32 protein-coding genes, 1 tRNA gene and 1 pseudogene are annotated in these 26,417 nt (G+C 51.0%); 13 read left to right on the forward strand and 21 right to left on the reverse strand.

Translation table 11 applies throughout. The features are described 5' to 3' along the window. The first annotated feature begins 45 nt into the window (after positions 1–45). Positions 46–135: transfer RNA gene (locus tag FDX09_RS20285), tRNA-Ser, on the forward strand. Positions 136–258: 123 nt separating this feature from the next. Here the strand turns inward: FDX09_RS20285 and FDX09_RS23985 are convergent. Then, positions 259–372 (reverse strand): annotated as a pseudogene (locus FDX09_RS23985) (integrase); the annotation flags it as partial. Positions 373–542: 170 nt separating this feature from the next. Here FDX09_RS23985 and FDX09_RS20295 point away from each other — a divergent pair. Continuing rightward, a complete protein-coding gene (locus tag FDX09_RS20295) occupies positions 543–1,232 on the forward strand; it encodes a YafY family protein (RefSeq protein WP_137347774.1) in 690 nt (229 codons plus the stop codon). 70 nt (positions 1,233–1,302) lie between these two features. Next, a complete protein-coding gene (locus FDX09_RS20300; RefSeq protein ID WP_137347775.1) occupies positions 1,303–2,049 on the forward strand; it encodes an SDR family NAD(P)-dependent oxidoreductase in 747 nt (248 codons plus the stop codon). Positions 2,050–2,232: 183 nt separating this feature from the next. Here FDX09_RS20300 and FDX09_RS20305 read toward each other — a convergent pair whose 3' ends face one another. Then, the gene (locus FDX09_RS20305; RefSeq protein ID WP_121529202.1) at positions 2,233–3,123 is read right to left on the reverse strand and encodes a LysR substrate-binding domain-containing protein; all 891 of its coding nucleotides are present in this window, start codon (positions 3,121–3,123) and stop codon (positions 2,233–2,235) included. A 416-nt stretch (positions 3,124–3,539) separates the two neighbouring features. Between FDX09_RS20305 and FDX09_RS20315 the strand changes: the two genes are divergently transcribed. The 3 genes from FDX09_RS20315 (at position 3,540) to FDX09_RS20325 (ending at position 5,360) form a co-directional block, all read left to right on the forward strand. Further along, positions 3,540–4,379, forward strand: a complete 840-nt coding sequence (locus tag FDX09_RS20315; RefSeq protein ID WP_069323556.1) for an MBL fold metallo-hydrolase — start codon at positions 3,540–3,542, stop codon at positions 4,377–4,379. Positions 4,380–4,588: 209 nt separating this feature from the next. Next, positions 4,589–4,948: a hypothetical protein gene (locus tag FDX09_RS20320; RefSeq protein WP_137347776.1), complete on the forward strand. Its 360-nt coding sequence runs from the start codon at positions 4,589–4,591 to the stop codon at positions 4,946–4,948. A 79-nt stretch (positions 4,949–5,027) separates the two neighbouring features. Continuing rightward, a complete protein-coding gene (locus FDX09_RS20325; protein ID WP_003839058.1) occupies positions 5,028–5,360 on the forward strand; it encodes an EmrE family multidrug efflux SMR transporter in 333 nt (110 codons plus the stop codon). Between the two features lie 105 nt (positions 5,361–5,465). Here the strand turns inward: FDX09_RS20325 and ompC are convergent, their stop codons facing one another. Further along, positions 5,466–6,641 (reverse strand): porin OmpC, encoded by a 1,176-nt coding sequence (ompC, locus tag FDX09_RS20330; RefSeq protein WP_085047996.1) that lies wholly within the window; start codon positions 6,639–6,641, stop codon positions 5,466–5,468. A 440-nt stretch (positions 6,642–7,081) separates the two neighbouring features. Here ompC and FDX09_RS20335 point away from each other — a divergent pair, with 440 nt between their 5' ends. From FDX09_RS20335 to FDX09_RS20345, 3 genes are all read left to right on the forward strand, one after another. Further along, entirely contained in the window at positions 7,082–7,774 is a 693-nt protein-coding gene (locus tag FDX09_RS20335) for a phosphohydrolase (protein ID WP_137347777.1), read from the forward strand. A gap of 76 nt (positions 7,775–7,850) precedes the next feature. Further along, positions 7,851–9,281 carry a DNA cytosine methyltransferase gene (locus FDX09_RS20340; RefSeq protein ID WP_137347778.1) on the forward strand — a complete coding sequence of 477 codons (1,431 nt, stop codon included), beginning with the start codon at positions 7,851–7,853 and terminating at the stop codon, positions 9,279–9,281. Then, a complete protein-coding gene (locus FDX09_RS20345; RefSeq protein ID WP_038641598.1) occupies positions 9,262–9,729 on the forward strand; it encodes a very short patch repair endonuclease in 468 nt (155 codons plus the stop codon). The genes FDX09_RS20340 and FDX09_RS20345 overlap by 20 nt, the downstream gene beginning before the upstream one ends. Here the strand turns inward: FDX09_RS20345 and yedA are convergent. Further along, positions 9,721–10,641: a drug/metabolite exporter YedA gene (gene yedA / locus FDX09_RS20350; protein WP_087856013.1), complete on the reverse strand. Its 921-nt coding sequence runs from the start codon at positions 10,639–10,641 to the stop codon at positions 9,721–9,723. The two genes, FDX09_RS20345 and yedA, sit on opposite strands and share 9 nt — an antisense overlap. Positions 10,642–10,816: 175 nt before the next feature. Here yedA and FDX09_RS20355 point away from each other — a divergent pair, with 175 nt between their 5' ends. Then, the gene (locus FDX09_RS20355; RefSeq protein ID WP_170973267.1) at positions 10,817–11,731 is read left to right on the forward strand and encodes a DUF808 domain-containing protein; all 915 of its coding nucleotides are present in this window, start codon (positions 10,817–10,819) and stop codon (positions 11,729–11,731) included. A gap of 77 nt (positions 11,732–11,808) precedes the next feature. Further along, positions 11,809–11,991: a DUF2158 domain-containing protein gene (locus tag FDX09_RS20360; RefSeq protein WP_042307663.1), complete on the forward strand. Its 183-nt coding sequence runs from the start codon at positions 11,809–11,811 to the stop codon at positions 11,989–11,991. A 205-nt stretch (positions 11,992–12,196) separates the two neighbouring features. Here the strand turns inward: FDX09_RS20360 and yodD are convergent, their stop codons facing one another. Next, the gene (yodD, locus tag FDX09_RS20365) at positions 12,197–12,424 is read right to left on the reverse strand and encodes a YodD family peroxide/acid resistance protein (RefSeq protein WP_032939599.1); all 228 of its coding nucleotides are present in this window, start codon (positions 12,422–12,424) and stop codon (positions 12,197–12,199) included. A gap of 163 nt (positions 12,425–12,587) precedes the next feature. On the opposite strand from yodD, the gene dsrB reads away from it, so the two are divergent. Further along, positions 12,588–12,776, forward strand: coding sequence for a protein DsrB (gene dsrB, locus FDX09_RS20375; protein WP_038641589.1), 189 nt, complete (start codon positions 12,588–12,590; stop codon positions 12,774–12,776). 54 nt (positions 12,777–12,830) lie between these two features. Here dsrB and rcsA read toward each other — a convergent pair whose 3' ends face one another. The 14 genes from rcsA to fliF form a co-directional block, all read right to left on the reverse strand. Continuing rightward, entirely contained in the window at positions 12,831–13,454 is a 624-nt protein-coding gene (gene rcsA, locus FDX09_RS20380) for a transcriptional regulator RcsA (RefSeq protein WP_038641587.1), read from the reverse strand. 287 nt (positions 13,455–13,741) lie between these two features. Continuing rightward, on the reverse strand, positions 13,742–14,527 hold the full coding sequence (gene fliR, locus FDX09_RS20385; protein ID WP_038641586.1) for a flagellar biosynthetic protein FliR: 786 nt from the start codon (positions 14,525–14,527) through the stop codon (positions 13,742–13,744). Between the two features lie 8 nt (positions 14,528–14,535). Next, on the reverse strand, positions 14,536–14,805 hold the full coding sequence (gene fliQ, locus FDX09_RS20390; RefSeq protein ID WP_032939600.1) for a flagellar biosynthesis protein FliQ: 270 nt from the start codon (positions 14,803–14,805) through the stop codon (positions 14,536–14,538). Between the two features lie 9 nt (positions 14,806–14,814). Next, entirely contained in the window at positions 14,815–15,552 is a 738-nt protein-coding gene (gene fliP, locus FDX09_RS20395; protein ID WP_038641584.1) for a flagellar type III secretion system pore protein FliP, read from the reverse strand. Then, positions 15,552–15,929 carry a flagellar biosynthetic protein FliO gene (gene fliO / locus FDX09_RS20400; protein ID WP_137347883.1) on the reverse strand — a complete coding sequence of 126 codons (378 nt, stop codon included), beginning with the start codon at positions 15,927–15,929 and terminating at the stop codon, positions 15,552–15,554. The genes fliP and fliO overlap by 1 nt, the downstream gene beginning before the upstream one ends. After that, on the reverse strand, positions 15,929–16,342 hold the full coding sequence (fliN, locus tag FDX09_RS20405; protein WP_005127761.1) for a flagellar motor switch protein FliN: 414 nt from the start codon (positions 16,340–16,342) through the stop codon (positions 15,929–15,931). Before fliN ends, fliO begins: the two co-directional genes overlap by 1 nt. Then, a complete protein-coding gene (fliM, locus tag FDX09_RS20410) occupies positions 16,339–17,343 on the reverse strand; it encodes a flagellar motor switch protein FliM (RefSeq protein WP_038641580.1) in 1,005 nt (334 codons plus the stop codon). Before fliM ends, fliN begins: the two co-directional genes overlap by 4 nt. Positions 17,344–17,347: 4 nt before the next feature. Next, on the reverse strand, positions 17,348–17,815 hold the full coding sequence (gene fliL / locus FDX09_RS20415; protein ID WP_038641578.1) for a flagellar basal body-associated protein FliL: 468 nt from the start codon (positions 17,813–17,815) through the stop codon (positions 17,348–17,350). A gap of 104 nt (positions 17,816–17,919) precedes the next feature. Continuing rightward, positions 17,920–19,134 carry a flagellar hook length control protein FliK gene (gene fliK / locus FDX09_RS20420; RefSeq protein ID WP_137347781.1) on the reverse strand — a complete coding sequence of 405 codons (1,215 nt, stop codon included), beginning with the start codon at positions 19,132–19,134 and terminating at the stop codon, positions 17,920–17,922. Continuing rightward, positions 19,131–19,574 carry a flagellar export protein FliJ gene (gene fliJ / locus FDX09_RS20425; RefSeq protein ID WP_003030438.1) on the reverse strand — a complete coding sequence of 148 codons (444 nt, stop codon included), beginning with the start codon at positions 19,572–19,574 and terminating at the stop codon, positions 19,131–19,133. Before fliJ ends, fliK begins: the two co-directional genes overlap by 4 nt. A gap of 21 nt (positions 19,575–19,595) precedes the next feature. Beyond that, positions 19,596–20,966, reverse strand: a complete 1,371-nt coding sequence (gene fliI / locus FDX09_RS20430; RefSeq protein ID WP_042307679.1) for a flagellar protein export ATPase FliI — start codon at positions 20,964–20,966, stop codon at positions 19,596–19,598. Beyond that, the gene (gene fliH / locus FDX09_RS20435; protein ID WP_137347782.1) at positions 20,966–21,673 is read right to left on the reverse strand and encodes a flagellar assembly protein FliH; all 708 of its coding nucleotides are present in this window, start codon (positions 21,671–21,673) and stop codon (positions 20,966–20,968) included. The genes fliI and fliH overlap by 1 nt, the downstream gene beginning before the upstream one ends. Next, on the reverse strand, positions 21,666–22,664 hold the full coding sequence (gene fliG / locus FDX09_RS20440) for a flagellar motor switch protein FliG (RefSeq protein WP_003030443.1): 999 nt from the start codon (positions 22,662–22,664) through the stop codon (positions 21,666–21,668). The genes fliH and fliG overlap by 8 nt, the downstream gene beginning before the upstream one ends. Continuing rightward, positions 22,657–24,330 (reverse strand): flagellar basal-body MS-ring/collar protein FliF, encoded by a 1,674-nt coding sequence (fliF, locus tag FDX09_RS20445; RefSeq protein WP_137347783.1) that lies wholly within the window; start codon positions 24,328–24,330, stop codon positions 22,657–22,659. The genes fliG and fliF overlap by 8 nt, the downstream gene beginning before the upstream one ends. Before the next feature lie 216 nt (positions 24,331–24,546). Here fliF and fliE point away from each other — a divergent pair, with 216 nt between their 5' ends. Further along, positions 24,547–24,861, forward strand: coding sequence for a flagellar hook-basal body complex protein FliE (fliE, locus tag FDX09_RS20450; RefSeq protein ID WP_016153486.1), 315 nt, complete (start codon positions 24,547–24,549; stop codon positions 24,859–24,861). Positions 24,862–24,915: 54 nt separating this feature from the next. On the opposite strand, the gene yedF is transcribed toward fliE, so the two are convergent. Both yedF and yedE read right to left on the reverse strand, forming a co-directional pair. Beyond that, the gene (yedF, locus tag FDX09_RS20455) at positions 24,916–25,149 is read right to left on the reverse strand and encodes a sulfurtransferase-like selenium metabolism protein YedF (protein ID WP_000790504.1); all 234 of its coding nucleotides are present in this window, start codon (positions 25,147–25,149) and stop codon (positions 24,916–24,918) included. Next, complete coding sequence (gene yedE / locus FDX09_RS20460; RefSeq protein WP_325097253.1) at positions 25,146–26,408, reverse strand: selenium metabolism membrane protein YedE/FdhT; 1,263 nt, start codon at positions 26,406–26,408, stop codon at positions 25,146–25,148. Before yedE ends, yedF begins: the two co-directional genes overlap by 4 nt. Between the last annotated feature and the right edge of the window lie 9 nt (positions 26,409–26,417).

Genomic DNA, 26,417 nt, shown 5'->3' on the forward strand with positions numbered 1-26,417 from the left:
CTGTTAAAATGCCAAATTACCTGGCATCATGGCAACCACCAAAACGGAGAGATGCCAGAGCGGCTGAATGGACCGGTCTCGAAAACCGGAGTAGGGGCAACTCTACCGGGGGTTCAAATCCCCCTCTCTCCGCCACTATTCAAACACTTAGCTCAATTCCTTTCAACGACTCATGTCACACTTGGTATAGTGTCGGTATATTCGCTTAGTATAAAGCTCGCCATCATCATCTTCTGATTTGCCCAATACTGGAAGATCCTATGTGGGAGAAATTCTCACTTTTCTGTCATAAACCACAACTTGGCTTTCAGTTTTGTGACCTGAGAAGAGTTGTTTGTCCTTACTCGAGCCTTCTTACTCTGATAGTTGGCGTAGCCAGAACGCCATCAAATCTGGCTGTCTTCTTTGAGCTGTGAGTTCAATGGGGCATCCTTAATCAATGTGGGCAGTTCAACTTAAGTGTGTACGCTAACTTTGGATTAAGATGTTTATCCAACAGATGATTTAAGATAGCCTCTCAGGCTTAAGATGGATTTATCAACATGACCAGAACAGAAAGGCTTCTCGAATTACTACAGATCTTAAGGGCGCAAAGATATCCAATCACTGCATCCACTCTCTCTGAAAGATTGGGAATAAGTGTGCGCTCCATTTACAGAGATATAAAAACGCTACAGCATCAAGGCGTGTGCATTGAGGGTGGTGCTGGAATTGGTTATATCGTTAAGTCTGATTTCCATTTACCACCCTTAAATCTTTCTCATGAAGAAATTAATGCTATTACACTTGGGTTAAATTGGGTATCACATAATACGGATTATGACTTCAAAAATATCGCAAGGACTGCACTTGCCAAAATACACGCTGTCATTCCCGGTGAATTACAAAATCTTATTGAGAGTCAGTCCTATCTGATTGGTCCTTCAGAAAATAATGAGATCTTTTTTGCAGGCATCCGCAATGCTATTAAAAAGCGACACAGAATCAAAATAAAGTATTGTGACAAGAACGATACATACTCTTCTCGGGTTATATGGCCTATCGGATTGGTATATATGGAGTCGTGCTGGCTTTTGGTTGCATGGTGTGAGATGAGAAATGATTTTCGTCATTTTAGAACTGACAAAATTGAAGAGATGATACAACTGGATTCCCTATATAGTGAAAGTAGGACAGTTTTATTGAAAAAATGGAGAATAAAAGAAGGAATTTGTGAGGGGAAAGAGTACTGACAAAAACTGTCATAGCTAATTTGTATACTAACTCTGATGAAAGACTCAATTCTACTTCATAGGGGGAGTTATGAATTTCCAGAATAAAGTTGCTGTCATAACAGGAAGTACTGCAGGTATAGGTGAGGCAGTCGCCGAGCAATTACACAAACATGGCGCGAAGGTTGTTATTGTATCCCGCTCGTCAGAGCAGGCTAAACAAAAAGCGAAACGATTATCTTCACAGGGACAACAGGCGTTGGGGATCGGATGTGATGTGTCACAGCCTGAACAAGTACGGCAAATGATAGATGAGGTTATCAAATATTTCGGCAGACTCGATTATGCCGTAAATAACGCAGGCTTAACGGGTGAACATGGTAAAAACATAACAGAGCAGACAGTTGAAAACTGGGATAAGGTTATTGCCACCTCATTGAGCGGTGTTTTTTACTGCCTAAAATATGAAATACCTGAGATGATGAAATTTGGTGGCGCTATAGTTAATTTATCTGCAGTCAATGGTCTGGTTGGCATTCCTGGATTAGCGCCTTACACCGTGGCTAAACATGGTATAATCGGTTTAACCCAAACCGCCGCGCTAGAGTTTGCAAGTCAAGGCATTCGGATTAATGCTGTCGCACCCGGCTATGTCCAAACCCCACGAATGAGTGAATTCCCTGAAAATATCGTACGTAGTTTTGCAAACAGTCACCCCATGAAAAGGATGGCAAAAATGCAAGAAATAGCAGACTTTATATTGTTTTTGCTATCAGATAATTCAGCGTTCTGCACTGGAGGGGTTTATCCAATCGATGGTGGTTATTTAGCCGAGTAAAATACCCCACAGGACCTGGTAAACACTAAGAATTGCCTTGCCAAAGTGGTAGTCTCACTGGGAGCGTTAGAATATAATTAACGCTTCCGTTGCAGCGCAAGTGATAACAATATTTCTAGTATGGTTTAACGTGAGCATGGATGCAACTGAGTTGAAGACCTGGACGTAATGTATCGTTCAGTATTATGTGATCGTATTCATTTCAGCAAGCAACCAGCATTTAAAGCTTTCCAGCGCAGCCTCGTTTATTCCCGTTTCCGTCGGTTGTACTAAACAAAACCTTTTGTTCAGCGTGTCTGAAGCTGGCCAGGGCGCAGCAAGCAGGCCACAGCTCAATTCATTCTCGACATACATGCGTGGTACCAATGCTACCCCTTGTCCCGCCATAACGGCAGCGATGGCCATTTCATGAAGATCGTAGCGTACTCCCTGAGCCGGATTCTCAAGAAATATCCCGCTTTCACGAGCATAGTGATGCCATGCTTCAGGGTTTTGTCGACGGTGTATCCGCGGCAGTTCGTTCAACTGTTGCGTGACGTCATGACTGGTTAGTAGTCCAGGATGACAAACAGGCACCAGATTTTCCTGAAACAGAAATTGCGTACGCATTCCTGCCCATGCGGAATGTTCAAAATGAATGACAGCGTCAAATCCACTTCCTGACAAAATGAAAGGATCCGTTCTGGCCGCAATATTTAACGTTATATCCGGGAATAAAGAGGTAAAACCGTTCAGGCGAGGAATAAGCCAACGGCTGGAAAAGGTTGGCAGAACGGCGATATCCAGACTCTTACTCCCCTCTGGCATGCCCATTATGTACTGCGTATCTCTTTCAAGCCTGTCGAGCGTTTCACGGACGTGATGTGCATAGCGCGCGCCGACAGGGTTGAGCTTTACCCTGCTTCCCACACGATCGAACAATTTACAGTTCAGCAAAGCTTCAAGTCGCGCAATCTGACGGCTGATGGCCCCTTCCGTTAACGATAATTCCTCTGCAGCGCGGGCAAAATTACCGTGCCTTGCAGCGGCATCAAAAGCCTGAAGGGACGTACTACTGGGTATTTTTCTGCGCATGAAATTTGTTCCTTGCTCTGAGCCTGTAGCCTGCAATTAGTGACTAAACATCACTAACCCGTGACTTATTATCGATTTTAAGCCGTATAACTAGCTTGTAGCATGATGAAAAATCATTGAGCAACTGTTTTGCTTGCGTTTATGACTCATGTGGAGATGAACTGATGTGGTATACCGTGGAATGTACGTATAACGATTCTGAAAGCGAGGCAGAATGGAATGCCTAATCTGACCTTTTATCTTTCTGAAAACCACTCTGACAAGTTCAAAACCTTAACAATTTTATCCATAAATGCCGTGCCCTCTGCTCGAACGCAGGAGGTGATGGAAAACTTTATTCGTGAACTGGATTTCGCCATCCAACAGGCATCTGGCCTGACAACACATATTTGCCCGCAACTAATCCCGAGGTACTGATGAGCCATTTCTTTCCGTTTCGGCAGATTGGAGATTTTCAGATTACGGCGCTGAGTGACGGTACAATGTCAGCCAGCCTGGATTTACTGTCAGGCATTGAAAAAGCTGATGCGGACGTCATTCAAAATGACGCCGGGCTCGATGAGCCTGCCGATATCCATATAAACTGCTATCTTATTCGCGGTCGGGGTCGGGTCATTTTGGTCGACGCTGGCGCAGGGCCGCTGAGCAATAAAGGAGGGCAACTTAACATAAACCTTGCTGCAGTGGGGATCAGTCCTGACGAGGTCGATACTGTTTTATTGACGCACTGCCATCCGGACCATATTGGCGGTCTGCTGGATCCTGAAAAACGGCCAGTTTTTCAGCGCGCTCAAATTATGCTTCATCCTCTTGAAGCGCAACATTGGCTGGATGATAAAAAACTCAGCATGGCGAATGAGCGCGGGCAACGTAATTTTGGGCTGGTCCGCCAAACGTTACACGCTTATGCGCGAAACCTGCGTTTTTTCGACGGGGATAACATTGCAGAAGGTATTCTCCCAGTATGGTTACCGGGTCATACGCCCGGGCATACAGGATTTCGCATTGATGCAGATGATAAATGCTTATTAATATGGGGCGACATCGTCCACTACCCTCATATTCAGTCAGCGCACCCGAATGTCTCTATTTTATTCGATACCGATCCCGCTCAGGCCGAGGAAACAAGGAAGAAAATTATGGAAAAAGCTGTCAGCAAAAAAATGCTCATTGCAGGTATGCATTTAGGCCAGGCGGGGTTTGCCAGCATTTTCAGAGAGGGGAGTGGATACCGCCTTTCTTACTCTGAGAATTGAACGGATATGCCCGGCAGGCTTGTAATTGATTAGCGCTGTTCAACGTCATTATTGTTCAGAGTGGACCGTCAGATTAGGTTTGGTTCTGCGCCGTGAGAGCACCAGTTCAGGTCCCTCAATATTGCCACACCCAGCGTAGCTGTAAAAACAAACAGTGGAAATGATAATTATTTCTATTTATCATTATTTATTTGCGAGTGGATAACACTATGAATAACAAGCTGTTGGGTGTGGCCATTATTGCTGTTTTGTCGGCAGGTTTAGCTTTTAGTTCTCATGCAAGTGAAACAATAAGCAAAACTTGGGTAAGGACGTTGGTGGTTGAAAATAACAAATTCAAAGTAGTATATGATATTGATGATAAAGGAAAAGTTATAAATATCAGATTTCCTGATGGCGCCGTTGATGCTGATACTAAGCAAAAACTTACCCGGGAAATGGAAAACTGGGTATTCGAATCTGGCAGTCCACAGACCGATGTCAGCTCTGTGGTGACTTTAACATCAATCCCAACGTCCGCGCATAGCAGACCTCGCGGCGCTTCAGACGGTCTTTTTGTACTAAGTTGAAGGAGTTTTGGCTGTGTTCAAACTCACCTGACCCTTTGTGATACGATAATTGTTTTAGATTGTCACATGGGGCCAGATTTTGAATTCATACATTTTCCTTGCCGGGGCCATTGTAGCTGAAGTAATAGGTACAACCCTGATGAAGTTCTCTGACGGATTTACACGTCTATGGCCATCTGTAGCAACCATTGTATGCTACTGCACTGCTTTTTATCTTCTCGCTCAGACGCTGTCGACCATTCCAACGGGTATTGCGTACGCAATTTGGTCAGGTGCTGGAATCGTATTAATCAGCCTTTTGGGCTGGTTGGTAAGTGGGCAAAAGCTTGATTTTCCGGCGATCGCAGGCATGTTCCTTATTTGTGCAGGGGTTCTGGTTATTAATATTTTTTCCAAATCTTCCCCGCATTAATTCTATTGAAAGCGTGTCGCATATCTGGCGCTCTTAGCAGAGCTTATCCCCGTGCGGTGAAAAAAGCCCGCTTCATATGAAGCGGGCTTGCTGTTTGTATCTCAATCAGAACTGGTAGACTAAACCAACGGCAACGATGTCGTCAGTTGCGATACCATTGCTTTCATAGAAGCTATCGTCTTCATCCAGCAGGTTGATTTTGTAATCAACGTAGGTGGACATGTTTTTGTTGAAGTAGTAAGTCATACCTACATCAACATATTTGACCAAATCTTTGTCGGTGTAGCGTGGGGTGCCATTGCTATGGTGATCCCAGCCGCCTAAATCAACGCCTTTAGACTGCAGGAATGCAACGGACGGGCGCAAACCAAAGTCAAACTGGTATTGTGCAACAACTTCGAAGTTTTGCGTTTTGTTAGCAATACCGCCTTCAACTCCATCCCCTTTACCATATGCGGTCATATTGCGTGTTTCAGCATACATGGCAGCCAGGTACACGTTATTCGCATCATATTTGGCACCCACGGTCCAGGCATCAGCTGTGTCACCACCAGCATAGCGGTTGGCATGGCTACTGTCGCCACGTCCAGCAGCAACCTGATTATTAGTACGGTCAGAGCTGGAGTATGCCGCACCGAGGCTTAAACCGAAGTCGAAGTCATAGGAGGTAGACATACCGAAACCGTCGCCATTTTCACGAGACAGTCTACGTCCATCACCATTACCAGTACCTTCGCCTGAACCACCATCTTCATTATTGCCCTGGTACTGCAGAGCGAAGTTCAGACCATCAACCTCACCGAAGAAACCTTTATTACGGTAGGTGGCAACGCCGTTGGTACGACCGGTCATATACACGTCGGTCTGGGTGTAGGTATCGCCGCCGAATTCCGGCAGCATATCGGTCCAGGCTTCTACGTCGTAGACAACGCCATAGTTACGACCGTAGTCAAAGGTACCGTTCTGACCAAAACCTAAGCCAGCGAAAGCCAGACGGGTCCATGAATCTGCACCTTCACCTTCTGTGCCGTTGGCCTGGACGTTATATTCCCACTGCCCATAACCAGTCAGCATGTCGTTGATCTGGGTTTCGCCTTTAAAGCCCACACGTACATAGGTCTGATCGCCGTCGCTACCCGCATCGTCAGAGAAATAATGCAGACCATCGACTTTGCCGTACAGATCCAGTTTATTGCCGTTTTTATTATAAATTTCAGCGGCATTCGCTGCGCCTGCAGCTAATAAAGCAGGGAGGAGAAGTGCCAGTACTTTTCTTTTCATTATGTATTCCCTTATGATAATAATTAATATGAATATGTAGTACTATCCGAAAGACTACATTTGGATACTATCTATGAAATTCATTTAATTTAAAATATAACATGTAACAAATCTATTTAAGATATTTCATAATGTTTCTATGATGTCTTTTTATAAATTAATGTGTATGTGTTTAATAATATCATTTAGATGATAAATTTATTTTTATCAGTGGGTTATGTATTTCTTGTGTTCATTGTTTTCGTGTATTTTATTTTTGGGGGTTATTTGTTGTTTGGTTACATATGATTATCTGTTGCTATGGTGATCAAGAAATAATAAATTTTCTGTGATTATATAAAATTGAGAGTGATAATATATTTATATAAATTGAAGCGCTGGCAGTGGTCTGCAATGAAAATTGTTGTTAAGGTGGTTTTCTTTCTGCAAAGAGAGACCGCATGGAACGACAAGATTGGCAGTCAAAATTTGAAGCCTGGCTACAGGATAACCATTCCGGGCAGGATGCTGCCCATGATATCTCTCATTTTCGTCGCGTGTGGAAGACCTCGCAAAAGCTAAGCACGGATGCGACCGTAAATTGGCTGGTGGTTCTTACAGCGTGCTACTTCCATGATCTTGTTAGCTTGCCGAAGAATCATCCGGATCGTCATCGCTCGTCGGTATTGGCGGCGCAGGAAACACGCCGCATTCTGAGGCGCGATTTCCCTGATTTTCCGCAACACTGTATACCTGCCGTATGTCATGCCATTGAGGCGCACAGTTTCAGCGCGAAGATAGCACCGGAAACTATTGAAGCTAAAATTGTGCAGGATGCCGACAGGATTGAGGCGCTGGGGGCTATCGGTTTAGCGCGCGTATTTGCCGTGTCTGGTGCGTTAGGCGTGGCGCTGTTTGACGCGGAAGATCCATTCGCGCGGAAGCGTAGCCTTGACGATAAACAATATGCGCTCGATCACTTTCAGACCAAATTATTGACGCTGCCGCTGACAATGCAAACTGAACAAGGCCGACATTTAGCGCAGCATAATGCTGACTTTTTACTGACGTATATGGCGAAGCTGAGTGCGGAGTTAAAAGGAGAGTATGCAATGCTGGATCTCGACGCGATTCAACCCTTTAAAGCACGTTAGTCGCCAGTACAGCCGCAACGTCAACCGCGCTATTTTATGTTAATCTGTCGGTTATCCATTTCGGCCGGTTAAATGTATGCAGGATAATTTTTCAGTAGCAGGCTCCATGAACCCAATGACAGATGATAACAAGGCCGCCGCACAGGTAATTTTGGCTAAGTTGCTTGAAATTTATGACGTGAAAACCCTGGTTGCTCATCTGAATGGTGTTGGTGAGAACCGCTGGAGTCCGGCCATCTTTAAGCGAGTAGTGGCGAACGAAACATGGTATCGCCTCAGCGACAATGAGCTTGCTCATCTGAGTTCCTTGCTGCCGACGCCACCTGCGCATCATCCGCATTATGCCTTTCGATTTATCGATCTGTTTGCCGGCATCGGCGGAATTCGTCGCGGCTTTGAGGCGATTGGCGGGCAGTGCGTGTTTACCAGCGAATGGAACAAGCATGCGGTGCGCACCTACAAAGCGAATAATTATTGCGATCCGCACCAGCATCACTTTAATGAAGATATTCGCGATGTCACGCTGAGTCATCATGATGGAGTAAGCGACCAGCAGGCGGCGGAACATATTCGCCAACATATTCCTGAACATGACGTACTGCTGGCAGGATTTCCTTGTCAGCCTTTCTCCCTGGCTGGGGTATCAAAGAAAAATGCGTTAGGGCGGGCCCACGGCTTTGCCTGTGATACACAAGGCACACTCTTTTTTGATGTGGTGCGCATTATCGATGCGCGTCGACCAGCAATATTTGTGCTCGAAAACGTTAAAAATCTGAAAAGTCACGACCAGGGTAAAACGTTTCGTATCATTATGCAGACGCTGGATGAACTGGGTTATGACGTCGCGGATGCGGCGGATAATGGACCTGACGACCCGAAAATAATCGATGGACAACATTTTTTACCTCAGCATCGCGAACGTATTGTGCTCGTCGGATTTCGACGCGATCTGAATCTGAAATCAGACTTCACGCTGCGCAATATTGTCACTCGCTATCCGCCGCGACGTACTACGCTGGCGGAGCTGCTTGAGCCGACCGTCGATGCGAAATATGTGCTGACGCCGGTGTTGTGGAAATATTTATACCGCTATGCGAAAAAGCACCAGGCGCGGGGGAATGGGTTTGGTTATGGCATGGTGTATCCTGGTAATCCCGATAGCGTAACGCGCACATTATCCGCACGCTATTATAAAGACGGCGCCGAGATCCTTGTCGATCGCGGCTGGGATATGGCGCTGGGGGAAAAGGATTTTGACGATCCGTTGAACCAGCAGCACCGTCCGCGCCGGCTTACACCACGGGAGTGCGCGCGCCTGATGGGGTTTGAATCACCGCAGGGCTATCAGTTCAGGATCCCGGTGTCGGATACTCAGGCTTATCGCCAGTTTGGTAATTCGGTGGTCGTTCCGGCATTCGCGGCGGTTGCCAGACTGCTGGAGCCGAAAATCAAACAGGCGGTTGCTATTCGCGAAAAAGAGAACCTGCATGGCAGACGTTCACGATAAAGCAACGCGCAGTAAAAATATGCGGGCGATCGCCACCCGTGATACCGCCATTGAAAAACGCCTTGCCAGCGTACTGACAGAGCAGGGCGTAACGTTTCGCGTGCAGGATGCGACATTACCTGGTCGCCCCGATTTTGTAGTGGATGATTACCGTTGTGTGATCTTTACCCATGGCTGTTTCTGGCATCATCACAACTGCTACTTGTTTAAAGTCCCTGCCACGCGAACGGAATTCTGGCTGGAAAAAATAGGTAAAAATGTCCAGCGTGACGCGCGGGATTGTGAAAAATTGCAGACTCTGGGCTGGCGTGTACTGATTGTCTGGGAGTGCGCCCTGCGCGGGCGCGAAAAACTCGGCGATGAGGCGTTATCTGAACGTGTCATCGAGTGGATCTGCGGCGGCGGTGCCACCGCGCAGATCGACACTCAGGGTATTCACTTACTGTAGTGTCTTTTCCGACGGGGTAGCAACGGCATCCGCTTTCATAGGGAATAAGTATTTACCGAGGGTGACCAATACCACCGCAAATACGATCACGCCGAGCGCTAGCCATTCGATGAGCGCCAGACTTTCTCCTCCCAGACCGGTACCTAGCAGTACGGCGACAACCGGATTAACGTAGGCATAGCTGGTGGCTAACGCCGGACTGACGTTGCGAATCAGGTACATATACGCGTTAATGGCAATAATAGAGCCAAACAGGGCCAGGTACGCCACCGCCATAAAGCCTGAAAATGTCGGCATAGTGGTCAGTTTTTCCCCGGAGAGCAACGAGGCGCACATCAGCACAACCCCGGCGGCTAACATTTCAATGGCCCCAGCCATCATGCCAACGGGTAACGTTATGCGTGAACCGTACACCGAGCCAAACGCCCAACTTATCGAACCGATCAGGATTAATACAGCGCCCCAAGGATTACCACTTAAATTACCGCCGCTGTTCAGCATGATAATTCCAGCCAACCCAATGGCGATTCCCACCCATTCCAGTTTGCGCGTTTTGATACCAAAAAAGTGGCTAAAGCACAGCGTAAACAGCGGAACGGTAGCAACCACCACCGCGGCGATACCGGAAGGCACATTTTGATGTTCTGCGACGGTGACCAGCCCATTACCCACAGCCAGCAGCAGGACGCCAATTAACGCGGCGTTCAGGAGCTGGCGCAGAGGCGGCAGCTTATGCCCGCGAATCAGTAAGAATGCGGTTAACAAAATGCCCGCAGAGAGAAAACGCACGCCAGCCATCATCAACGGCGGCCAGCTTTCCACGCCAATGCGAATAACGAAGTAGGTGGAACCCCAAATGATATACAGCGCGAAGAGCGCACTGAAAAGTGGTAACAATTGCCTGAAACGCATAATCCCTCACGGTGGAAATAAAAAGGTGCAACATAGTAAACGTCAAAACTATCGTGCTGGCGAGATTTATAATTGCATGCCATTGTTAAATATTTGTTGACCAGAAAGGCCAGTTTCCGCATGGCGTGTTTTACTTCATACTTAATACGGCAAAAAAATAATATTGAGGGTTAACATTTTGGCAGGAAGTAGCTTACTGACCTTACTCGATGATATCGCTACCTTACTCGACGATATCTCGGTCATGGGAAAACTGGCCGCGAAAAAAACCGCGGGTGTCTTGGGAGATGACTTATCGCTCAATGCGCAACAGGTGTCGGGCGTGCGGGCGAACCGCGAACTCCCGGTGGTCTGGAGCGTGGCTAAAGGGTCGTTTGTTAACAAAGTTATTCTTGTACCGCTGGCGCTATTGATTAGCGCCTTTATACCCTGGGCGATCACCCCCTTATTAATGGTAGGCGGGGCGTTTCTCTGTTTTGAAGGGGTGGAAAAAGTGCTTCACACCCTGGAAGCTCGTAAACACAAAGAGACCCCGGAAGAGCGCCAGCAGCGTCTGGCATCTCTGGCGGCGCAGGACCCACTGACCTTCGAGAAAGATAAAATCAAAGGTGCGATACGTACCGATTTCATTTTATCCGCTGAGATTGTCGCCATCACCCTCGGTATTGTGGCGGATGCGCCGTTGTTGAATCAGGTGCTGGTGTTATCAGGTATCGCCTTAGCGGTGACCGTGGGCGTGTATGGCCTGGTAGGGATTATCGTTAAGCTGGATGATATCGGCTACTGGCTGGCAGAAAAGCGCAGCCTGCTTGCCCAATCGCTGGGGAAAGGACTACTGGTTGTTGCCCCCTGGCTGATGAAAACACTTTCAGTGGTGGGCACGCTGGCGATGTTTTTAGTAGGGGGTGGGATTGTTGTACATGGAATATCACCGCTGCATCATGCGATAGAACATTTTGCCCAGCAGCAAAGCGCATTGATTGGGCTTATGCTTCCGACCCTGCTTAATCTGGTGCTCGGCTTTATCATTGGTGGAATAGTCGTTCTGCTGGTGAAAACCGTTGCCAGACTGCGCGGAGTTTCGCACTAATTGTCGCCGGATTAATTACGCAAAAAGCCTTTTTGTCGTCTAAGGTGTAAAGGTTTCTCTTGATACAGGAGGCAGGTATGGTCTTTTCTGTCAGTGAGGAAGTCACTTCGAAAGAGGGTGGCCCACGCATGATCGTTACCGGGTATGCCAGCGGAATGGTGGAGTGTCGCTGGTACGACGGCTTTGGCGTTAAACGGGAAGCATTCCGTGAAGATGAACTGGTGCCCGGCGAGCAAAGATCGCTCTGCCAGGATGCCTGACATTGGGCCAGGCCGTAACCCGGCGAACTCTCAACCATTAGTTATATTTATCATTTTGGTGAGAATTATTTTCTTGTCAGGCAAAAAAATTGCAGATAAGGTTTGTTTTACATCAGATTTCCTGGTGTAACGAATTTTCAAGTGCTTCTTGCATAAGCAAGCTTGATCCCGGCCCGATGAGGGCCGGGATTTTTTTCACCCTCAGTCAGCGATTGATTTCCGACACGCTAAAATCATGGATATCAAGCTCGAACGCATCGGCCAGTTCATGCCATGTATGGTAATCACGCCCGTCGATGCTGACGCGTTCAGGATCGTCCTGACTGCGATGAATTTCACTCTCGCAGATTTCGTTGATTGCCTTCAGCAGCGCGTCTACATCGACGCTGACTTCACGTTTGGCCGTATCGCTGTACTCTTTCGCGGTTTTCATCCTCATACCTCTCAACCGTTAAGGATACCGGGGGAGCGCATCAAAACCTCAGATGCGCACCACTTAAGTATAGACCGTCGAGAAAACCCGCAATCGCATGCGCCGGACGCTGCCACAAAAAGGAATTTGTTCTACACTGGCACAAAGCCACAGGAGGAAAATGATGAAGGTGAATGATCGGGTCACAGTCAAAACGGACGGCGGTCCACGTCGGCCGGGCGTGGTACTGGCAATCGAAGAGTTTAGTGAAGGCACCATGTACCTGGTTTCGCTGGAAGACTACCCGCTCGGTATCTGGTTCTTTAATGAATCAGGTCATCAGGACGGTATCTTTGTGGAAAAAATAGAGTGAGGTGAGTTCTTCTGCATGATTCTGACTGGTGGTTCCGCCACCAGTCAGAACGTTTTAGCGCATATTCACAAAGATACCATTGGTGACGTTATCCGTGAGTCGAACCACGTGATAGATAACTTGCTTATTATGCGTCTTAATCTTTCGTTTTATATTTCCCTTATGGGATGAGACGGTCTTGGCCTTGATATTCATTTGATCTGATATCTGTATTGTTCCCTGTCCCTCCATCCACATGCGTAGCATGCTGGATTCGGTACGGCTTAATGACAATGTCGGCAGATTAACATCGATAGCAATATTGACTTCCTTTTTCAGAATATCGCCAAGAAGTTCATCCAGTGAATCAGGCTTAATTGATTTAGAACTGATCAATAAATTTTTTCTGACTAAAAGATACTCATCAAAATGCACATTGGCAATTGCCATAAATACAATAAATAATGTACTGGGATGCTGATTAATGATTTGCTTGATTTGCTGACTGTCAGCAGGATCGTGGATAAAACAGTCCTCATTAATAAACACCACAGCGGGTTGCAGAGAAACACAGGCGAGACTGAGTTCACCAACGCTGGAAATATTGTTGATTTCCCTTTTTTTCACCCCCCGACTGACCAGATATCCGGTCAACCCTAGCCGGGTGTAACTGCATAAATCCATAATAATCGTTGACATGGCATACCCTCACTCAATGCGTAACGATAATTCCCCTTACCTGATTATTGCATCACAACTAAACGGAATAATAACGACCCAAGATGACGCTTTCGCTGTTTTCAGGCGAATTTACTATCCCGTAAAGTTGCGTATAATTTGCCAGGAAACATCTTAAAGTAAAGTAAATGTTGCGTTATGTGAGTGAGGCAAAAACAAATAAACCGCGACAGCGATATCCTGGTGGATGTTGTCGGTTTTTAAATTTAGGACAATCCTTAGTAAAACAGGATAAAAATTAAGGGTTATTATTTTCCGGGCATTTCGCTGACGATATCGGCCAACAAATTAAAAATTTCGCTGAACAAGCGCTCGCAGAATGGCGCAATTAATGGCATCAGCGCCGCCATTAATGAAATACCCACGGTCAGGGTGAGAGGAAAACCAATGACAAAAATCGACAGCTGTGGCGCCATGCGATTTAACAAGCCAAGCGCAAGGTTCAGCGTCAGCAGCAGCGTCATAACCGGTAGGGCCAGCATCAGCCCGTTGAGGAAAATCAGGCTACCCGCCCGCGCCAGCGCGAGAAATGCATTGCTGTTAACCGGATTGCCGCCAATGGGCAAGGTATGAAACGTATCCACCAACAGCGAAATCAGCCACAGATGGCCATTAAAGGTGAGGAATAACAGCATGGCGAGCATGTCGATCAGTCGTGCCAGAACCGGCATATTCAGGCGGCTACCGGGGTCAAAGAATGTCGCAAAGGAAAGCCCCATTTGCAGGCCAATCAGTTCCCCGGCGGTACGAACGGCAGCAAACGCAAACTGCATGGTGAAGCCTAAGGCGATACCGATCAGAATTTGTTGCATGGCCTGCCACAACGCGCCGATGGAAAAGATGGGGACGTCTGCTGGGGGAATAGATGGGGCGATAACAATGGTTATCATCAATCCCAGCCCCAGCTTTACCCGTTTTGGGATAGCGCGTTCGCTGAGAATGGGCGCTGTGGAGATGAGCGCCAGGATGCGCAGCAACGGCCAGAAGTAAAGATTCAGCCACTGCATCCACTCAACGCTGCTCACCTGCAACATAACGTTGTCTACCCGATGATATACGGTAAATTGCTGAACAGCGTACGCACGTAGTCGAGCAACAGGTTAAGCATCCACGGGCCGGCAACAATGATGGCAATAAAAACCGCAACAATTTTGGGAATGAAGGACAGCGTCATTTCGTTAATCTGGGTCGCCGCCTGCAAAATGCTGATGATAAGACCTGTGACGAGGGCCACCAACAGCAAAGGCGCAGCAAGGGCCAGAGCGACTTTCATCGCTTCTGTCCCCATCATCATGACCGATTCAGGTGTCATTTCGCGCCTCTAACTGTAAAAGCTTTGTGCCAGCGAGCCGACAAGCAATTGCCAACCGTCCACCAACACGAACAGCATCAGCTTAAACGGTAACGCGATCGTGGCGGGCGGCACCATCATCATCCCGAGCGCCATCAGCACGCTGGCGATGACCAGATCGATAATCAGAAAGGGGATAAAAATGGTAAACCCTATCTGGAATGCGGTTTTCAGCTCACTGGTGACATAAGCCGGAAGCAAAATTCGCATCGGTACGGCTTCTGGTCCCTGTAAGGGACCGCTGTTTGCCAGACGGGCAAACAGCGCCAGATCGGCTTCACGGGTTTGGCGCAGCATAAACTCGCGTAACGGTTGGGCGCCTTTCTCCATGGCTTCCTGCATGGAGATCTTCTCTTCGCTGAACGGCTGATAGGCGTCAACGTAGATTTTATCGATCACTGGCGACATGATGAAAAAGGTTAAAAATAGCGCCAGCCCCAGCAGTACCTGATTAGGGGGCGCAGACGGCGTTCCCAATGCATTTCGCAACAAACCGAAAACGATGATGATGCGGGTGAAGCTGGTCATCATCAATAAAATGGCAGGCAGGAAGGTCAGCGAGGTGATAAACACCAGCGTCTGTACAGGCAATGACCAGCTTTGTCCGCCGCCTGGCAGCGGTTGACTCACCAGGCCCGGGAGCTGGGCGAGGGCGACTGGACTGAAAAGCCATAAGCCTGCCAGCGTGATGGAAAACAAACGGCGCATCAGGATCTCCCGGGACGCTTGAGCAAACTCTTCATCATGGCCTGGAAATCCGCAGGGGAGGCCGGTTTTTCTTCTGCATCGGCAGGTGCCGGGGGCAGGGTGTGCAATAGGTTAATATGCGAGGCCGTGACGCCCAGCACCAGGCGCGCATCTTCCACCTCAACAATCACCACGCGCTCACGTGGGCCCAGTGAGGTACTTGCCGCAACCTTCAGCCCTCGCGTACCGGTGCTTTTGGGGGCAAAGCCCAGGCGTTTAATGACCCAGGCTGCCGCCAGGATCAACACAATGATCCCAAGCAGCGCGCCGCTTACCTGCACCAGCGGTGAGCCGGGGACGGCGGCTGGCTGAGAAACTGTCGCCTGGGTGTTCATGATCAACGGCTCAGACGGCGCATGCGTTCTGATGGGGTGATAATGTCGGTGATACGCACGCCGTATTTATCCGCGACCACCACCACTTCACCCTGGGCGATCAGATAACCGTTGATCAGGATATCCAGCGGTTCGCCCGCCAGACCATCCAGCGCGACAACGGAACCTTGCGTCAGACGCAGCAGCTCTTTGATGGTCATGCGCGTACGGCCCAGTTCAACGGTCAGTTTGACCGGAATGTCCATGATCAGGTCGATGTCCTGCAAAGCGCCGCTAACGTCGCCGCCGCCTAACTGCTGGAATACCGCATCGGCCGCGCTTTTGGTGGTCGTGGTTTTTTGCTCGTTTAACGCGTCAGCCCACAGATCGTCCAATGCGCCAGTGTTCTCATCGGACGGATTATTCATATCACTCATTTGGGCTGTTCCTCATTCAGCGAATTCAAAATCGGGTTTATCAGATGTTCTACGCGTAACGCATACTGACCGTTCACGGTGCCATACTGGCTGGTCAGTACAGGCACGCCGTCCACATGAGCAATAATGCGGTCGGGTTTTTCAATCGGCAGTACATCGCCGGGTTTCAGCTTTAAAATCTGGGACAGCCGCAGCGGAATGTCGGCAAAGTTTGCCACCAGCTCCAGCTCAGAATGCTGAACCTGACGCACCAGATTATTGCGCCAGTTCTGATCTTCATTACGTGAGTTTTCCAGCGGTGGATTCACCAGCAGCTCGCGCAATGGTTCAATCATGCTGAATGGCAGACAGATGTTAAATTCACCGGTCAGATTGCCAATTTCAACGTGGAACGGGGTGTTCACCACGATGTCGTTAGGCGAGGTGGTGATATTGGTAAATTTCACCTGCATCTCGGAACGAACGTATTCCACTTCCAGCGGATTGATGGCCTTCCACGCGTCGCTGTAGCTTTCCAGCGCCAGCTTCAGCATGCGGTTGATAACGCGCTGTTCAGTATGCGTAAATTCACGACCTTCCACTTTCGTCGGAAAGCGTCCATCGCCGCCGAACAGGTTATCAACGGCGATAAATACCAGACTTGGTGAGAACACCACCAGACCCGTACCGCGCAGCGGCTTGAGGTGGATTAAGTTCAGGTTGGTCGGCACCGGTAAGTTACGCGCAAATTCGTGATACGGCTGGATACGAATCGCCCCCACGGTAATATCCGGGCTACGGCGCAACAGGTTAAATAATCCCATACGGAACTGGCGCGCGAAGCGTTCGTTAATGATCTCCAGCGCCTGTAAACGCTCACGCACCACGCGGCGTTGGGTGTTGGGATCATAAGGTCGAATATCGCTCTCTTTTGCGATACCGGTAATGGGTTCGTCTTTGGTTTCGCTATCGCCATTCAGCAATGCGTCGATTTCAGCCTGAGAAAGAATACTGTCGCCCATGTCTTTACCGCAGAATAAAAGCTGTATAAAGAACGTCGGTGACAACCTGTTTTGGCTGCCCGACAACGAGCGGAGTCGCGAGCGTCTCTTTGATGGCGGTAATCAGCTGTTGTTTACCTTCCTCGGTGGCGAGCGTAGCCGCATTTTGACGAGAAAACAGCAGCAGCAAGCGGCTGCGTACTTCCGGCAAATATTCATTCAGACGCGCACGTGTCGCCTCGTCTTTCATGCGCAGCGTGATACCGATATACAGCACACGGTCCGCATCACCCAGATTGACGGTAAAGGTATCCAGCGCAAAGAACACCGGCGCAGGCGGTGGAGCCGGTTCCGCTTTGACGCTGGCGGACGGCTGCTGCTGCATGCGCCAGTAGCTATACCCCGCAGTTGCGCAGGCGGCGAGGGTAATTAATACCAGCAGAGGGATCCAAATAGCGCGTTTACTTTTTTTGTTAATCGCGGAGTCAGTCATCAGATACGGGCTTCCTGTTTCGGTACAGCTTATGGGCTGATTATCCCGTGTCCTGTCCACGACAAAGCGTGGAAAAGACGCGGATAATCATGCTACCTCTGGCGTTAGGCGAAGATGTCTACTGCTCCATCACCGCGGGCAGCGGCTTGCAGCGAGGCTGGCGTTGCCAGGATCGCGTCATCTTCAGCGGCAAAAATATCTTGTCCCTGAGCGCGACCAGCCTGTTGTTGCTGTCCGGAAGACTGCTGCTGTCCGGCAAAGCTCTCACTGCTAATGTTGCTTTGTCCCAACTGGATCCCACTGTCAGCCAACTGCGTACGCAGCATCGGTAACGCGGCTTCCAGCGCGGCGCGCACGTGACTGTGTGGTGATACCATTTGCAACTGTGCGAGGTTGTCATCCAGCTTAATGGAAATGTGCACCTGACCCAGATCCTGCGGATGCAGGCGCAGCTCTGCGCTCTGCTGGCCCTGACGCGTGAATAGTGTGACGTGCTGACTCAGTGATTGCTGCCATTCCTGACTACCCAACGGAGCGCTTAGCACCGGCGCGGCGGTAGGTAACGGCTGAGCATGTGTCTGTGGGCCACTTAACGGAGCCGCCGTCACGCCAATGCTGGTCGGCGAAGGGGCGCTATCAATTTCCGCTCTGGTCGCCGCCGCTACCGTCAGTGGGGTTAGCGTCGGATTGTTTGTCTGATCCAGGCTGCTGCCAGGAGAGGCAATGTCTGCTTTGCCTTTTTTGGCGTCACCGGGCAGCAGTTCGACCGCGTTATCGGTGATAGCGCCATGTGCCGTGCCTCGTGACAACGCCGAAAGCGAGGCATCAACGGGGGCAGGGGTGTTGTCGACGGCAGGTGTCGCCAACGGTTGTCCCGGTAGCATGGCGAACAGCGCGCTCAGGTTGGCGAGATCGTCATCGCTGAGCGTGGTGTTTTTTTCATCCTGCTGAACAGTTTTGCCCAGTGTCGTCAGGGCATTCACTTTCAGCGACGGCGTCAGCGCTGACAACAGTTGCTGAGCATCTGTCATGTCGGCAAGAGAAGCATCGGTTTGCATCTCTTTTTGCGCCAGCAGATCGGTTAACTTGACCGCCTGGGTGACATCGCCATTTTTTTGCAGCAACCCTTTTTGCAGTTTACTGCCCGCCGCCTGCAAGTCGGCAAGCGTCAATGGCGCGCCTTTACCCTGCGCGTCGCCCGCACCTAATGTGCCAGCCAGCAGCGCTAAAAAATCCTCGGGTGAATCTACCGCTTTGCCTGACTGAAAACCTGCGGCTACGTCGGTGTCGGTGGTAATCAGTTGGGGTAAAGTAATCATTCGGGTTTCCTCATAGCTGCACGCTGAGCAAATTCATCCATTTTTTTCTGATCCAGACGGTTTTCGGCCAGTAACGCCGCCGAGGTTTGTCTGTCCTGCAGAGTCTGCCACGCCTGCAACCGTTGTTTTTTATCGCGCCAACTGTTCAGCGCCTGGTCCACTTTCTGCGTCCATTGATTGAGCTGCTGGCGATGTTGCTCAATCGCTTTTTCCAGGGTCTGAATAAACTGCTGATAGTTAATCCAGCGATTACTGGTAATACCCTGACCCATATCGTTATTCAGATTGTTACGGTACTCATGCTGATAATCGATCAGCATTTTCAACTGTTCTTCCGCCTGCTGACAGCCACGACGCATCTCTCCCAATAAGACAGCAGCGTCATCTACCTCTTTTTCAGCCAGGTCTTTCAGCGTTGCTAATGCCCCATGTTGTGCCATGACCTATGCTCTCCTGCTCAATCACACACCAGGGAAAATCAGTTCTAAAGCGTGCAGGGAATCTTCCCAGTCAGCCCGTTCAAAGATGCCTTGCTGTAAAAATGCTTCCAGTTGTGGCCATAAGGCGATGGCTTTATCCAACATCGGATCGCTGCCTTTGGCATATGCCCCGACGCTGACCAGGTCGCGGTTACGCTGGAAGCTGGATAGCAACTGTTTAAAGTTACGCACCCGCGCATAGTGCTGTTCACTAATGAGCGCGGTCATGGCGCGGCTGATCGAGGCTTCTATATCGATGGCCGGGTAATGACCTGCCTCGGCCAGATGGCGGGACAGCACAATGTGACCGTCCAGAATCGCGCGTGCTGAATCGGCAATCGGGTCCTGCTGATCGTCACCCTCGGTCAGGACGGTGTAAAACGCGGTAACTGACCCGCCGCCGTGAATACCGTTCCCGGCACGTTCCACCAGCGCCGGTAATTTGGCGAATACTGACGGCGGATAACCTTTGGTTGCTGGCGGCTCGCCGATCGCCAGCGCGATCTCACGTTGCGCCATCGCATAGCGGGTGAGGGAATCCATAATCAGCAATACGTGCTGTCCACGATCGCGGAAATCTTCGGCGATGCGCGTGGCGTAGGCCGCGCCCTGCATACGCAACAGCGGCGAAACGTCCGCCGGAGCGGCAATCACCACCGAGCGTGCGCGACCGTCAGCGCCGAGAATATTTTCAATAAAATCTTTAACTTCGCGGCCACGTTCGCCAATCAGCCCGACGACGATGACATCGGCCTGGGTATAACGCGCCATCATGCCAAGCAGGACGCTTTTACCGACGCCCGAACCTGCGAAAAGTCCCATACGCTGACCGCGCCCGACGGTTAATAACGCGTTAATGGGGCGCACGCCGGTATCCAGCACATGTTCAATAGGTGTGCGCTGCAGCGGGTTAAACGGCGGCGTCATCAGCGCCCCGGTTTCGGTGGTGTCCGGCGCGGGCAGACCGTCGAGCGGTTTGCCGCTGCCGTCGAGCACCCGGCCCAGCAGAGCAGGACCCAGCGGTAATTGTTTCCCGCTTTGCAGACCTTCTCCGGCAATATTCTTCGCGTACACGCGCGCGCCGGGCAGAACGCCTTCGACCTCTTCGAGCGGCATCAGAAACAGTCGCTGACCGTTAAAGCCCACGACTTCACTTTCAACTTCCTGGGTTTCGTTGCCATCCTGGCGTTCAATGACGCAGGTGGCGCCCAGCGGTAGCTGTAATCCGGTGGCTTCCAGCACCAGCCCGGTGGCGCGGGTCAGACGCCCGTAACGACGCACCGCAGGCAGCAGCGACATTTTCTCTTCGAAGTTGTCCAGCGTATTGAGCCAGCGAGTCAGACGAGTGGTCATTACACGACTCCTGGCGCGGCCAGACGGCAGAGCTCTTGCCAGCGCGTGGCGACGCTGGCATCCAGATCGCCTTCGTCGGCAGAGACTTTACAGCCGCCGTGATGCAACGTGGGATCGCCGCGCAGCCGCCAGCCGTGCAGACTGAGGGTGGCACCGAGCATCTCTTCCACCCGCTGGAGATCGTCCGGATGTACGCGCAACTGCGGTTTACCGCTAAACAGCGGTTCCTGCTGCAACAGCTGTTGGATTTGTTTAATCAGCGCGGCGTTATCCACGACAGGCGTCTGACCTATCACCTGACGCGCCGCCTCCAGCGCCATTTGCATCAGGCGCGAGGCAATCACGCTGTCCAGAGCGTCCAGCGTATTCTGAAATTCGCTCACCAATTGCTGCATACGGGCAGTGATTGGCGCATGCTGCGCGCGCGCCTGGTTTTGGCCTTGCTCCAGGCCCTGATTCAGCCCGTCCTGATAGCCTTGTTCGTGGCCCTTTTGTCGCCCTTCCGCCAGACCAGCGTTATAACCTTGCTCGTGGGCCTGCATTTGCAACTGCGCGAGCTGCTGCTCAAGCTGTTGCTCTGCTGAGAGTTCCGGCTCGTCGGTCTCTTCTGACAACGGTGTTTCACTGTGGTCGGCCAGGACGAACTCCGCCACCGGTGGGGCGAGATCGTCCGGGGTCCAGACTTTCCACGGCAGTTCGTTAGACATAAGTATCCTCGCCGCTGCCGATCACCATCTCGCCGGTTTCCGCCAGACGACGCACAATAAGCAGAATCGCTTTCTGTTCGTTTTCCACTTGCGACAAACGTACCGGACCGCGGTTGGCAAGGTCGTCGCGCAGAATATCGGCAGCACGTTGCGACATATTGCGCAGGAACTTCTCGCGTAGCGGCTGTTCGGCGCCTTTCAGGGCAATCAGCAGCGATTCGGAATCCACTTCCTGCAGCAGGCGCTGGATACTGCGATCGTCGACGTCCACCAGGTTTTCGAACAGGAACATCTCGTCGATAATTTTCTGCGCCAGTTCGCCGTCGAATTCGCGCACGGCGGTAATAACGGCTTCTTCCTGCTGGGTTTTCATCAGGTTGATGATTTCCGCTGCCGTTCTCACGCCGCCCATTTTGCTGCGCTTGAGGTTCTGGCCGTCGAGCAGACCATTCAATACTTCGGTCAATTCCGCCAGCGCGGCAGGCTGTACGCCGCCGAAAGTGGCGATACGCAGCATGACGTCGTGACGTAAACGTTCGTCGAACAGCGCCAGAATATCGGCCGCCTGGCCCCGTTTGAGGTGCACCAGAATGGTGGCGATAATCTGTGGATGCTCGTCGCGGATAAGGTCGGCGGCGCTTTGCGGCTCCATAAAGTTGAGCGTTTCAATGCCGCTGGTGGTATCGCGGGTTTCCAGAATATCTTCCAGCAGGCTGGACGCGCGTTCTTCACCCAGCGCTTTCACCAGCACCGAGCGCAGATATTCGTTGGCGTTAATGTTGAGCGCGGCAAATTGTTCGGCTTCTTGTTCAAACTCCGCCAGCACTTCCGTCAACTGTTTATTGGAGATCTGGCGTACGTTGGCCATCGCCGTACTGAGCGCCTGAACTTCGCGCGTGGAAAGGTGCTTAAACACCTCCGCCGCGCGATCTTCGCCAATGGTCATCAGCAGGATGACGCTTTTATCGGTACCGGTAAGGGCATTACTCATGATCGTTACTCATCCACTGACGAATGACCAGCGCCACGACGCGCGGATCGTTATCTGACATTTCACGAATACGCTGGCTCATGACTTCTGCGCCCAGACGCTGATTCGTGCGACGTTGCTGGGTCTGTTCGTCTTTGCTGAGGCGAACTTCTACCGCTTCTTCGGTTTCCTGACGGATACGTGTTTGTTCTTGCGCGGCTTTCGCTTCTTCGCTGCGACGGAGCAACTGCGGGCGAACGGCTTTCCGCCACAGGAGCCAGGCGACCAGCAGAACCAGTAACCAACGACCTGCGGACATTAACTGATCAATAAAGAACGGCTGTTTCCAGAACGGAAGCTCACCCATGGAATCGTCGGTCGCTGTGAACGGAGAGTTCACCACGTTCAGGGTGTCGCCACGTTTGTCGGAGAACCCCATCGCCTCGCGGGTCAGATCCTCAATCTGTTTCATCTGTTCGGCAGTTAACGGCAGCGGTTTGCCATCCGGTAACGTTTTATAGTTGACCACGACGGCCACCGAGAGACGCTGCACATCGCCAACGTTCATTTTGGTATGGCGAATGGTACGGTCGACTTCATAGTTACTGGTTTCATTGCGCTGCGTACTGCGCGGACCTGCATTGTTACTGTTATTCGTTGTCTGCGTGGTTTGCGCATTTTGCTGATTAGCCGGTGGATTGGCGATTGGCGCGGTATTAGCCGGCGCTGGCTGATTAGACAATGCGCCCGGTACGCCGCCAGGCGCTCCGCTACCAACCTGCTCACTGACGTTTAACTGGCGCGAGCGTAGCACGGCCTGGGAATCATCGCCGTTTGGACGGTATTGCTCTTCGGTTTGCTCTTTATTAGCAAAATCCAGTTGCGCGGTGACTTGTGCATGGACGTTACCGTTGCCGACAATCGGTGACAGGATCGATTCGATTCGGCGCTGCACGCGGCTTTCGACGTCGCTGGCGTATTTCAGTTGCGCATCGTTGAGATCGCGGCTGCTGGTGTTCGACTGGGTTAACAGATGACCCGCCTGGTCGACCAGCGTCACGTTGCCCGGCGGTAAGCCTGCAACAGCGCTGGAGACCAAATGCGTGACCGCGCTGATTTGACCTTCATCCAGCGCACGACCCGGTTCCAGATTAACGGTGACGGAGGCCGAAGGCGCTTTTTGCTCACGTACAAACAGCGAAGGTTTAGGCATCGCCAGATGCACGCGGGCGCGTTTTACCGGGCCCAGGGTTTCAATGGTGCGGGCTAATTCACCTTCCAGCGCGCGCTGGTAGTTGACCTGCTCGCTAAACTGGCTGATACCAAACTTTTCCTGATCCAGCAGTTCAAAGCCAACGGCGCCACCTTTCGGCAGGCCTTGCTGCGCCAGACGCAAGCGCAGCTCGTGGACTTTATCGGCAGGAACTTCAATAGCGCCGCTTCCCTCAGTAAAACGATAGGGAACGTTCATCTGCGTCAGTTGGGTGACAATCGCGCCGCCATCCTGATCGGAAAGATTGCTGAACAAGGTGCGGTAGTCGGGCGCTTTGGCCCACAGAACCATCGCCACAACGATAGCGACGGCAGCGGCTCCTGCCACAATCAGAGGAATTCTGGGATTCGCGCGCAGGCGGTTTAACCACTCGAGAGGTTTAAGCTGGGTTGCAGTCGATGCTGTCGCACTCATCTCGCACCTCGTGGCTTATCGTGGACGGCGTTTTTTGCAAAGTGGAACAAGACTCACTCCCGGGTCAGCAAACTCGAAAAATTGACGGTCTCATTATTTGCGGTTTCGAATTTTTCTATGGGTTAAAAACCGTGGTTTTTTATCGTTATTTAACGCCTTTATCTTATTGACTAACTGGTAATCTCAGCTACGTGAAAATTCATCCAGGGGATCAGAATGTCGGCAATACAGGGGATTGAAGGGGTCATCAGCCAGTTACAAACCACGGCGATGTCAGCAAAAATGCAGGATATGCAGCCACAACCGACCGTGAGTTTTGCCGGTCAGCTACATGCGGCGTTAGACAGAATCAGCGATGTGCAGACCGCGTCCCGTGTCCAGGCTGAGAAATTTACCCTTGGTGAACCGGGTATTGCGCTGAATGATGTGATGACCGATATGCAAAAAGCGTCGGTGTCGATGCAGATGGGGATTCAGGTTCGTAATAAACTGGTATCGGCGTATCAGGAAGTGATGTCGATGCAGGTGTAGGGACAACGTGCAGATAATGTAGGCCGGATGAGCGTAGCGCCATCCGGCAAACACTTACTTTTGAATCAAATAGCGAATCGTTGGGCCATCCTGCTGAATATCCAGCACCGTATAGCCGTGATTGCGCGCATCCAGTGGAATATTATTGATTGACTGCGGGCAGTCGCTCACCACTTCCAGAATTTCACCTTTCTTTAATTGCGGCATCGCCTCCAGCGTGGCAACTGCCGGATACGGACACGGTTCGCCGACCATATCGAGGCGATAATCAGGCACGATATTTTTCATACAGACTCCTTGGCTGGCGTCAGCCCGGCACGGCGGAAGAAACGCTTTTCCCAGCCGATGATGAGCATCAGCGCGGTAAATAACAGCAGATAGGTCACCAGCAGGCCACCCAGCGGACCAAAGGTGTTGAGCAGATTCACCTTATCCCAGTTGGTGGCCAGAGCAGGCGCAAAATCATCCCAGTAGTAAGCCAGAATGGTTGAGCCAATAACGTTGCCCAGACCAACCCACCAGTAATGCACCTGGCCTTCAACCGCGCGGTACATCCAGCCGGTTTCACACCCGCCCGCTAAAACAATACCGAAGCCGAACAGCAAGCCGCCAAGCACTGCATTCGGACCCGCCCACATAATCTTCGGCTCGACGCCCAGTTGCACGTAGCTAAAGATACCGATGGCGCTGACCGCCATCCCGAAGATGATCGCTTTTGCCATATGGGTGCGACCAGAAATCCACAGGTCGCGAAAGGCTGAAGTGAAGCAGATCTGCGCCCGTTCAATCAGCAGACCGAACCCGACGCCGAACAGCATCGCCAGGCCGAGCTTAGGTTTATCCATCGCAGTGAGTAACGCCCAGCCGATCATGCCGATAAACACCAGCATCCCGAGGCGAAAACGACGACGCGCCTGATCCGGTTTTTGCGTCAGCGGGGAAGCGGCGGAGACTTTCTGCATTTTGACCGGAATACGGAACATCGGCAGCAGGGTAAAGCGTGCGCCAAACCACGAGCCAATGGCTGTTGCCAGCGCAAAAAACCAGGCGTGTAGTGAGAACTGCGGAATGCCGGTGAAGAACGCGGCCAGGTTACACCCCATCGCCAGACGGGCGCCGAATCCGGCAATCATCCCGCCGACTATCGCCTGCATAATGCGTATCCGACTGCGCGGCATGCGGAGTTTGACGTTGTTGGCCCAGAGAGCGGCAGCAAAACAGCCGCCGAACATACCGAGTATCATCATTCCGTCGATACGGGTCAGGGGAGAGCCTTCAAGATGGATCAGCTTGTAGTATCCCCACTCTTCGGCGTGAACGCCAAATAATTGCAGGATTTGACCACCCCAACGGGTGAATTCGCCGGTAACGGCCCAGAAGGTTCCGGTGATGCCGAAGTAGTAAGTAGAGAGAATACCCGCTGCGATGACCGCAGGGGCAGGGGCCCAAAATTTAATTAACCAGGCCTGTTTGAAGTGTTGCCATGACATGCGTTTTGCCTCTGAACTCAGAAGGTATGTAACAAGAAGTGTGGATACTACACCGATCAGAATTTT

This window comes from Citrobacter sp. wls717, from assembly GCF_005280955.1.
Classification (GTDB): Bacteria; Pseudomonadota; Gammaproteobacteria; order Enterobacterales; family Enterobacteriaceae; genus Citrobacter; species Citrobacter werkmanii.

Bases quoted from the DNA above. Each gene is read 5' to 3' on its own strand.
- FDX09_RS20295 (WP_137347774.1), top strand. From the start codon at position 543: ATGACCAGAACAGAAAGGCTTCTCGAATTACTACAGATCTTAAGGGCG.
- FDX09_RS20300 (WP_137347775.1), top strand. From the start codon at position 1,303: ATGAATTTCCAGAATAAAGTTGCTGTCATAACAGGAAGTACTGCAGGT.
- FDX09_RS20305 (WP_121529202.1), bottom strand. From the start codon at position 3,123: ATGCGCAGAAAAATACCCAGTAGTACGTCCCTTCAGGCTTTTGATGCC.
- FDX09_RS20315 (WP_069323556.1), top strand. From the start codon at position 3,540: ATGAGCCATTTCTTTCCGTTTCGGCAGATTGGAGATTTTCAGATTACG.
- FDX09_RS20320 (WP_137347776.1), top strand. From the start codon at position 4,589: ATGAATAACAAGCTGTTGGGTGTGGCCATTATTGCTGTTTTGTCGGCA.
- ompC (WP_085047996.1), bottom strand. From the start codon at position 6,641: ATGAAAAGAAAAGTACTGGCACTTCTCCTCCCTGCTTTATTAGCTGCA.
- FDX09_RS20335 (WP_137347777.1), top strand. From the start codon at position 7,082: ATGGAACGACAAGATTGGCAGTCAAAATTTGAAGCCTGGCTACAGGAT.
- FDX09_RS20340 (WP_137347778.1), top strand. From the start codon at position 7,851: ATGCAGGATAATTTTTCAGTAGCAGGCTCCATGAACCCAATGACAGAT.
- FDX09_RS20345 (WP_038641598.1), top strand. From the start codon at position 9,262: ATGGCAGACGTTCACGATAAAGCAACGCGCAGTAAAAATATGCGGGCG.
- yedA (WP_087856013.1), bottom strand. From the start codon at position 10,641: ATGCGTTTCAGGCAATTGTTACCACTTTTCAGTGCGCTCTTCGCGCTG.
- FDX09_RS20360 (WP_042307663.1), top strand. From the start codon at position 11,809: ATGGTCTTTTCTGTCAGTGAGGAAGTCACTTCGAAAGAGGGTGGCCCA.
- yodD (WP_032939599.1), bottom strand. From the start codon at position 12,424: ATGAAAACCGCGAAAGAGTACAGCGATACGGCCAAACGTGAAGTCAGC.
- dsrB (WP_038641589.1), top strand. From the start codon at position 12,588: ATGAAGGTGAATGATCGGGTCACAGTCAAAACGGACGGCGGTCCACGT.
- rcsA (WP_038641587.1), bottom strand. From the start codon at position 13,454: ATGTCAACGATTATTATGGATTTATGCAGTTACACCCGGCTAGGGTTG.
- fliR (WP_038641586.1), bottom strand. From the start codon at position 14,527: ATGTTGCAGGTGAGCAGCGTTGAGTGGATGCAGTGGCTGAATCTTTAC.
- fliQ (WP_032939600.1), bottom strand. From the start codon at position 14,805: ATGACACCTGAATCGGTCATGATGATGGGGACAGAAGCGATGAAAGTC.
- fliP (WP_038641584.1), bottom strand. From the start codon at position 15,552: ATGCGCCGTTTGTTTTCCATCACGCTGGCAGGCTTATGGCTTTTCAGT.
- fliN (WP_005127761.1), bottom strand. From the start codon at position 16,342: ATGAGTGATATGAATAATCCGTCCGATGAGAACACTGGCGCATTGGAC.
- fliM (WP_038641580.1), bottom strand. From the start codon at position 17,343: ATGGGCGACAGTATTCTTTCTCAGGCTGAAATCGACGCATTGCTGAAT.
- fliL (WP_038641578.1), bottom strand. From the start codon at position 17,815: ATGACTGACTCCGCGATTAACAAAAAAAGTAAACGCGCTATTTGGATC.
- fliK (WP_137347781.1), bottom strand. From the start codon at position 19,134: ATGATTACTTTACCCCAACTGATTACCACCGACACCGACGTAGCCGCA.
- fliJ (WP_003030438.1), bottom strand. From the start codon at position 19,574: ATGGCACAACATGGGGCATTAGCAACGCTGAAAGACCTGGCTGAAAAA.
- fliI (WP_042307679.1), bottom strand. From the start codon at position 20,966: ATGACCACTCGTCTGACTCGCTGGCTCAATACGCTGGACAACTTCGAA.
- fliH (WP_137347782.1), bottom strand. From the start codon at position 21,673: ATGTCTAACGAACTGCCGTGGAAAGTCTGGACCCCGGACGATCTCGCC.
- fliG (WP_003030443.1), bottom strand. From the start codon at position 22,664: ATGAGTAATGCCCTTACCGGTACCGATAAAAGCGTCATCCTGCTGATG.
- fliF (WP_137347783.1), bottom strand. From the start codon at position 24,330: ATGAGTGCGACAGCATCGACTGCAACCCAGCTTAAACCTCTCGAGTGG.
- fliE (WP_016153486.1), top strand. From the start codon at position 24,547: ATGTCGGCAATACAGGGGATTGAAGGGGTCATCAGCCAGTTACAAACC.
- yedF (WP_000790504.1), bottom strand. From the start codon at position 25,149: ATGAAAAATATCGTGCCTGATTATCGCCTCGATATGGTCGGCGAACCG.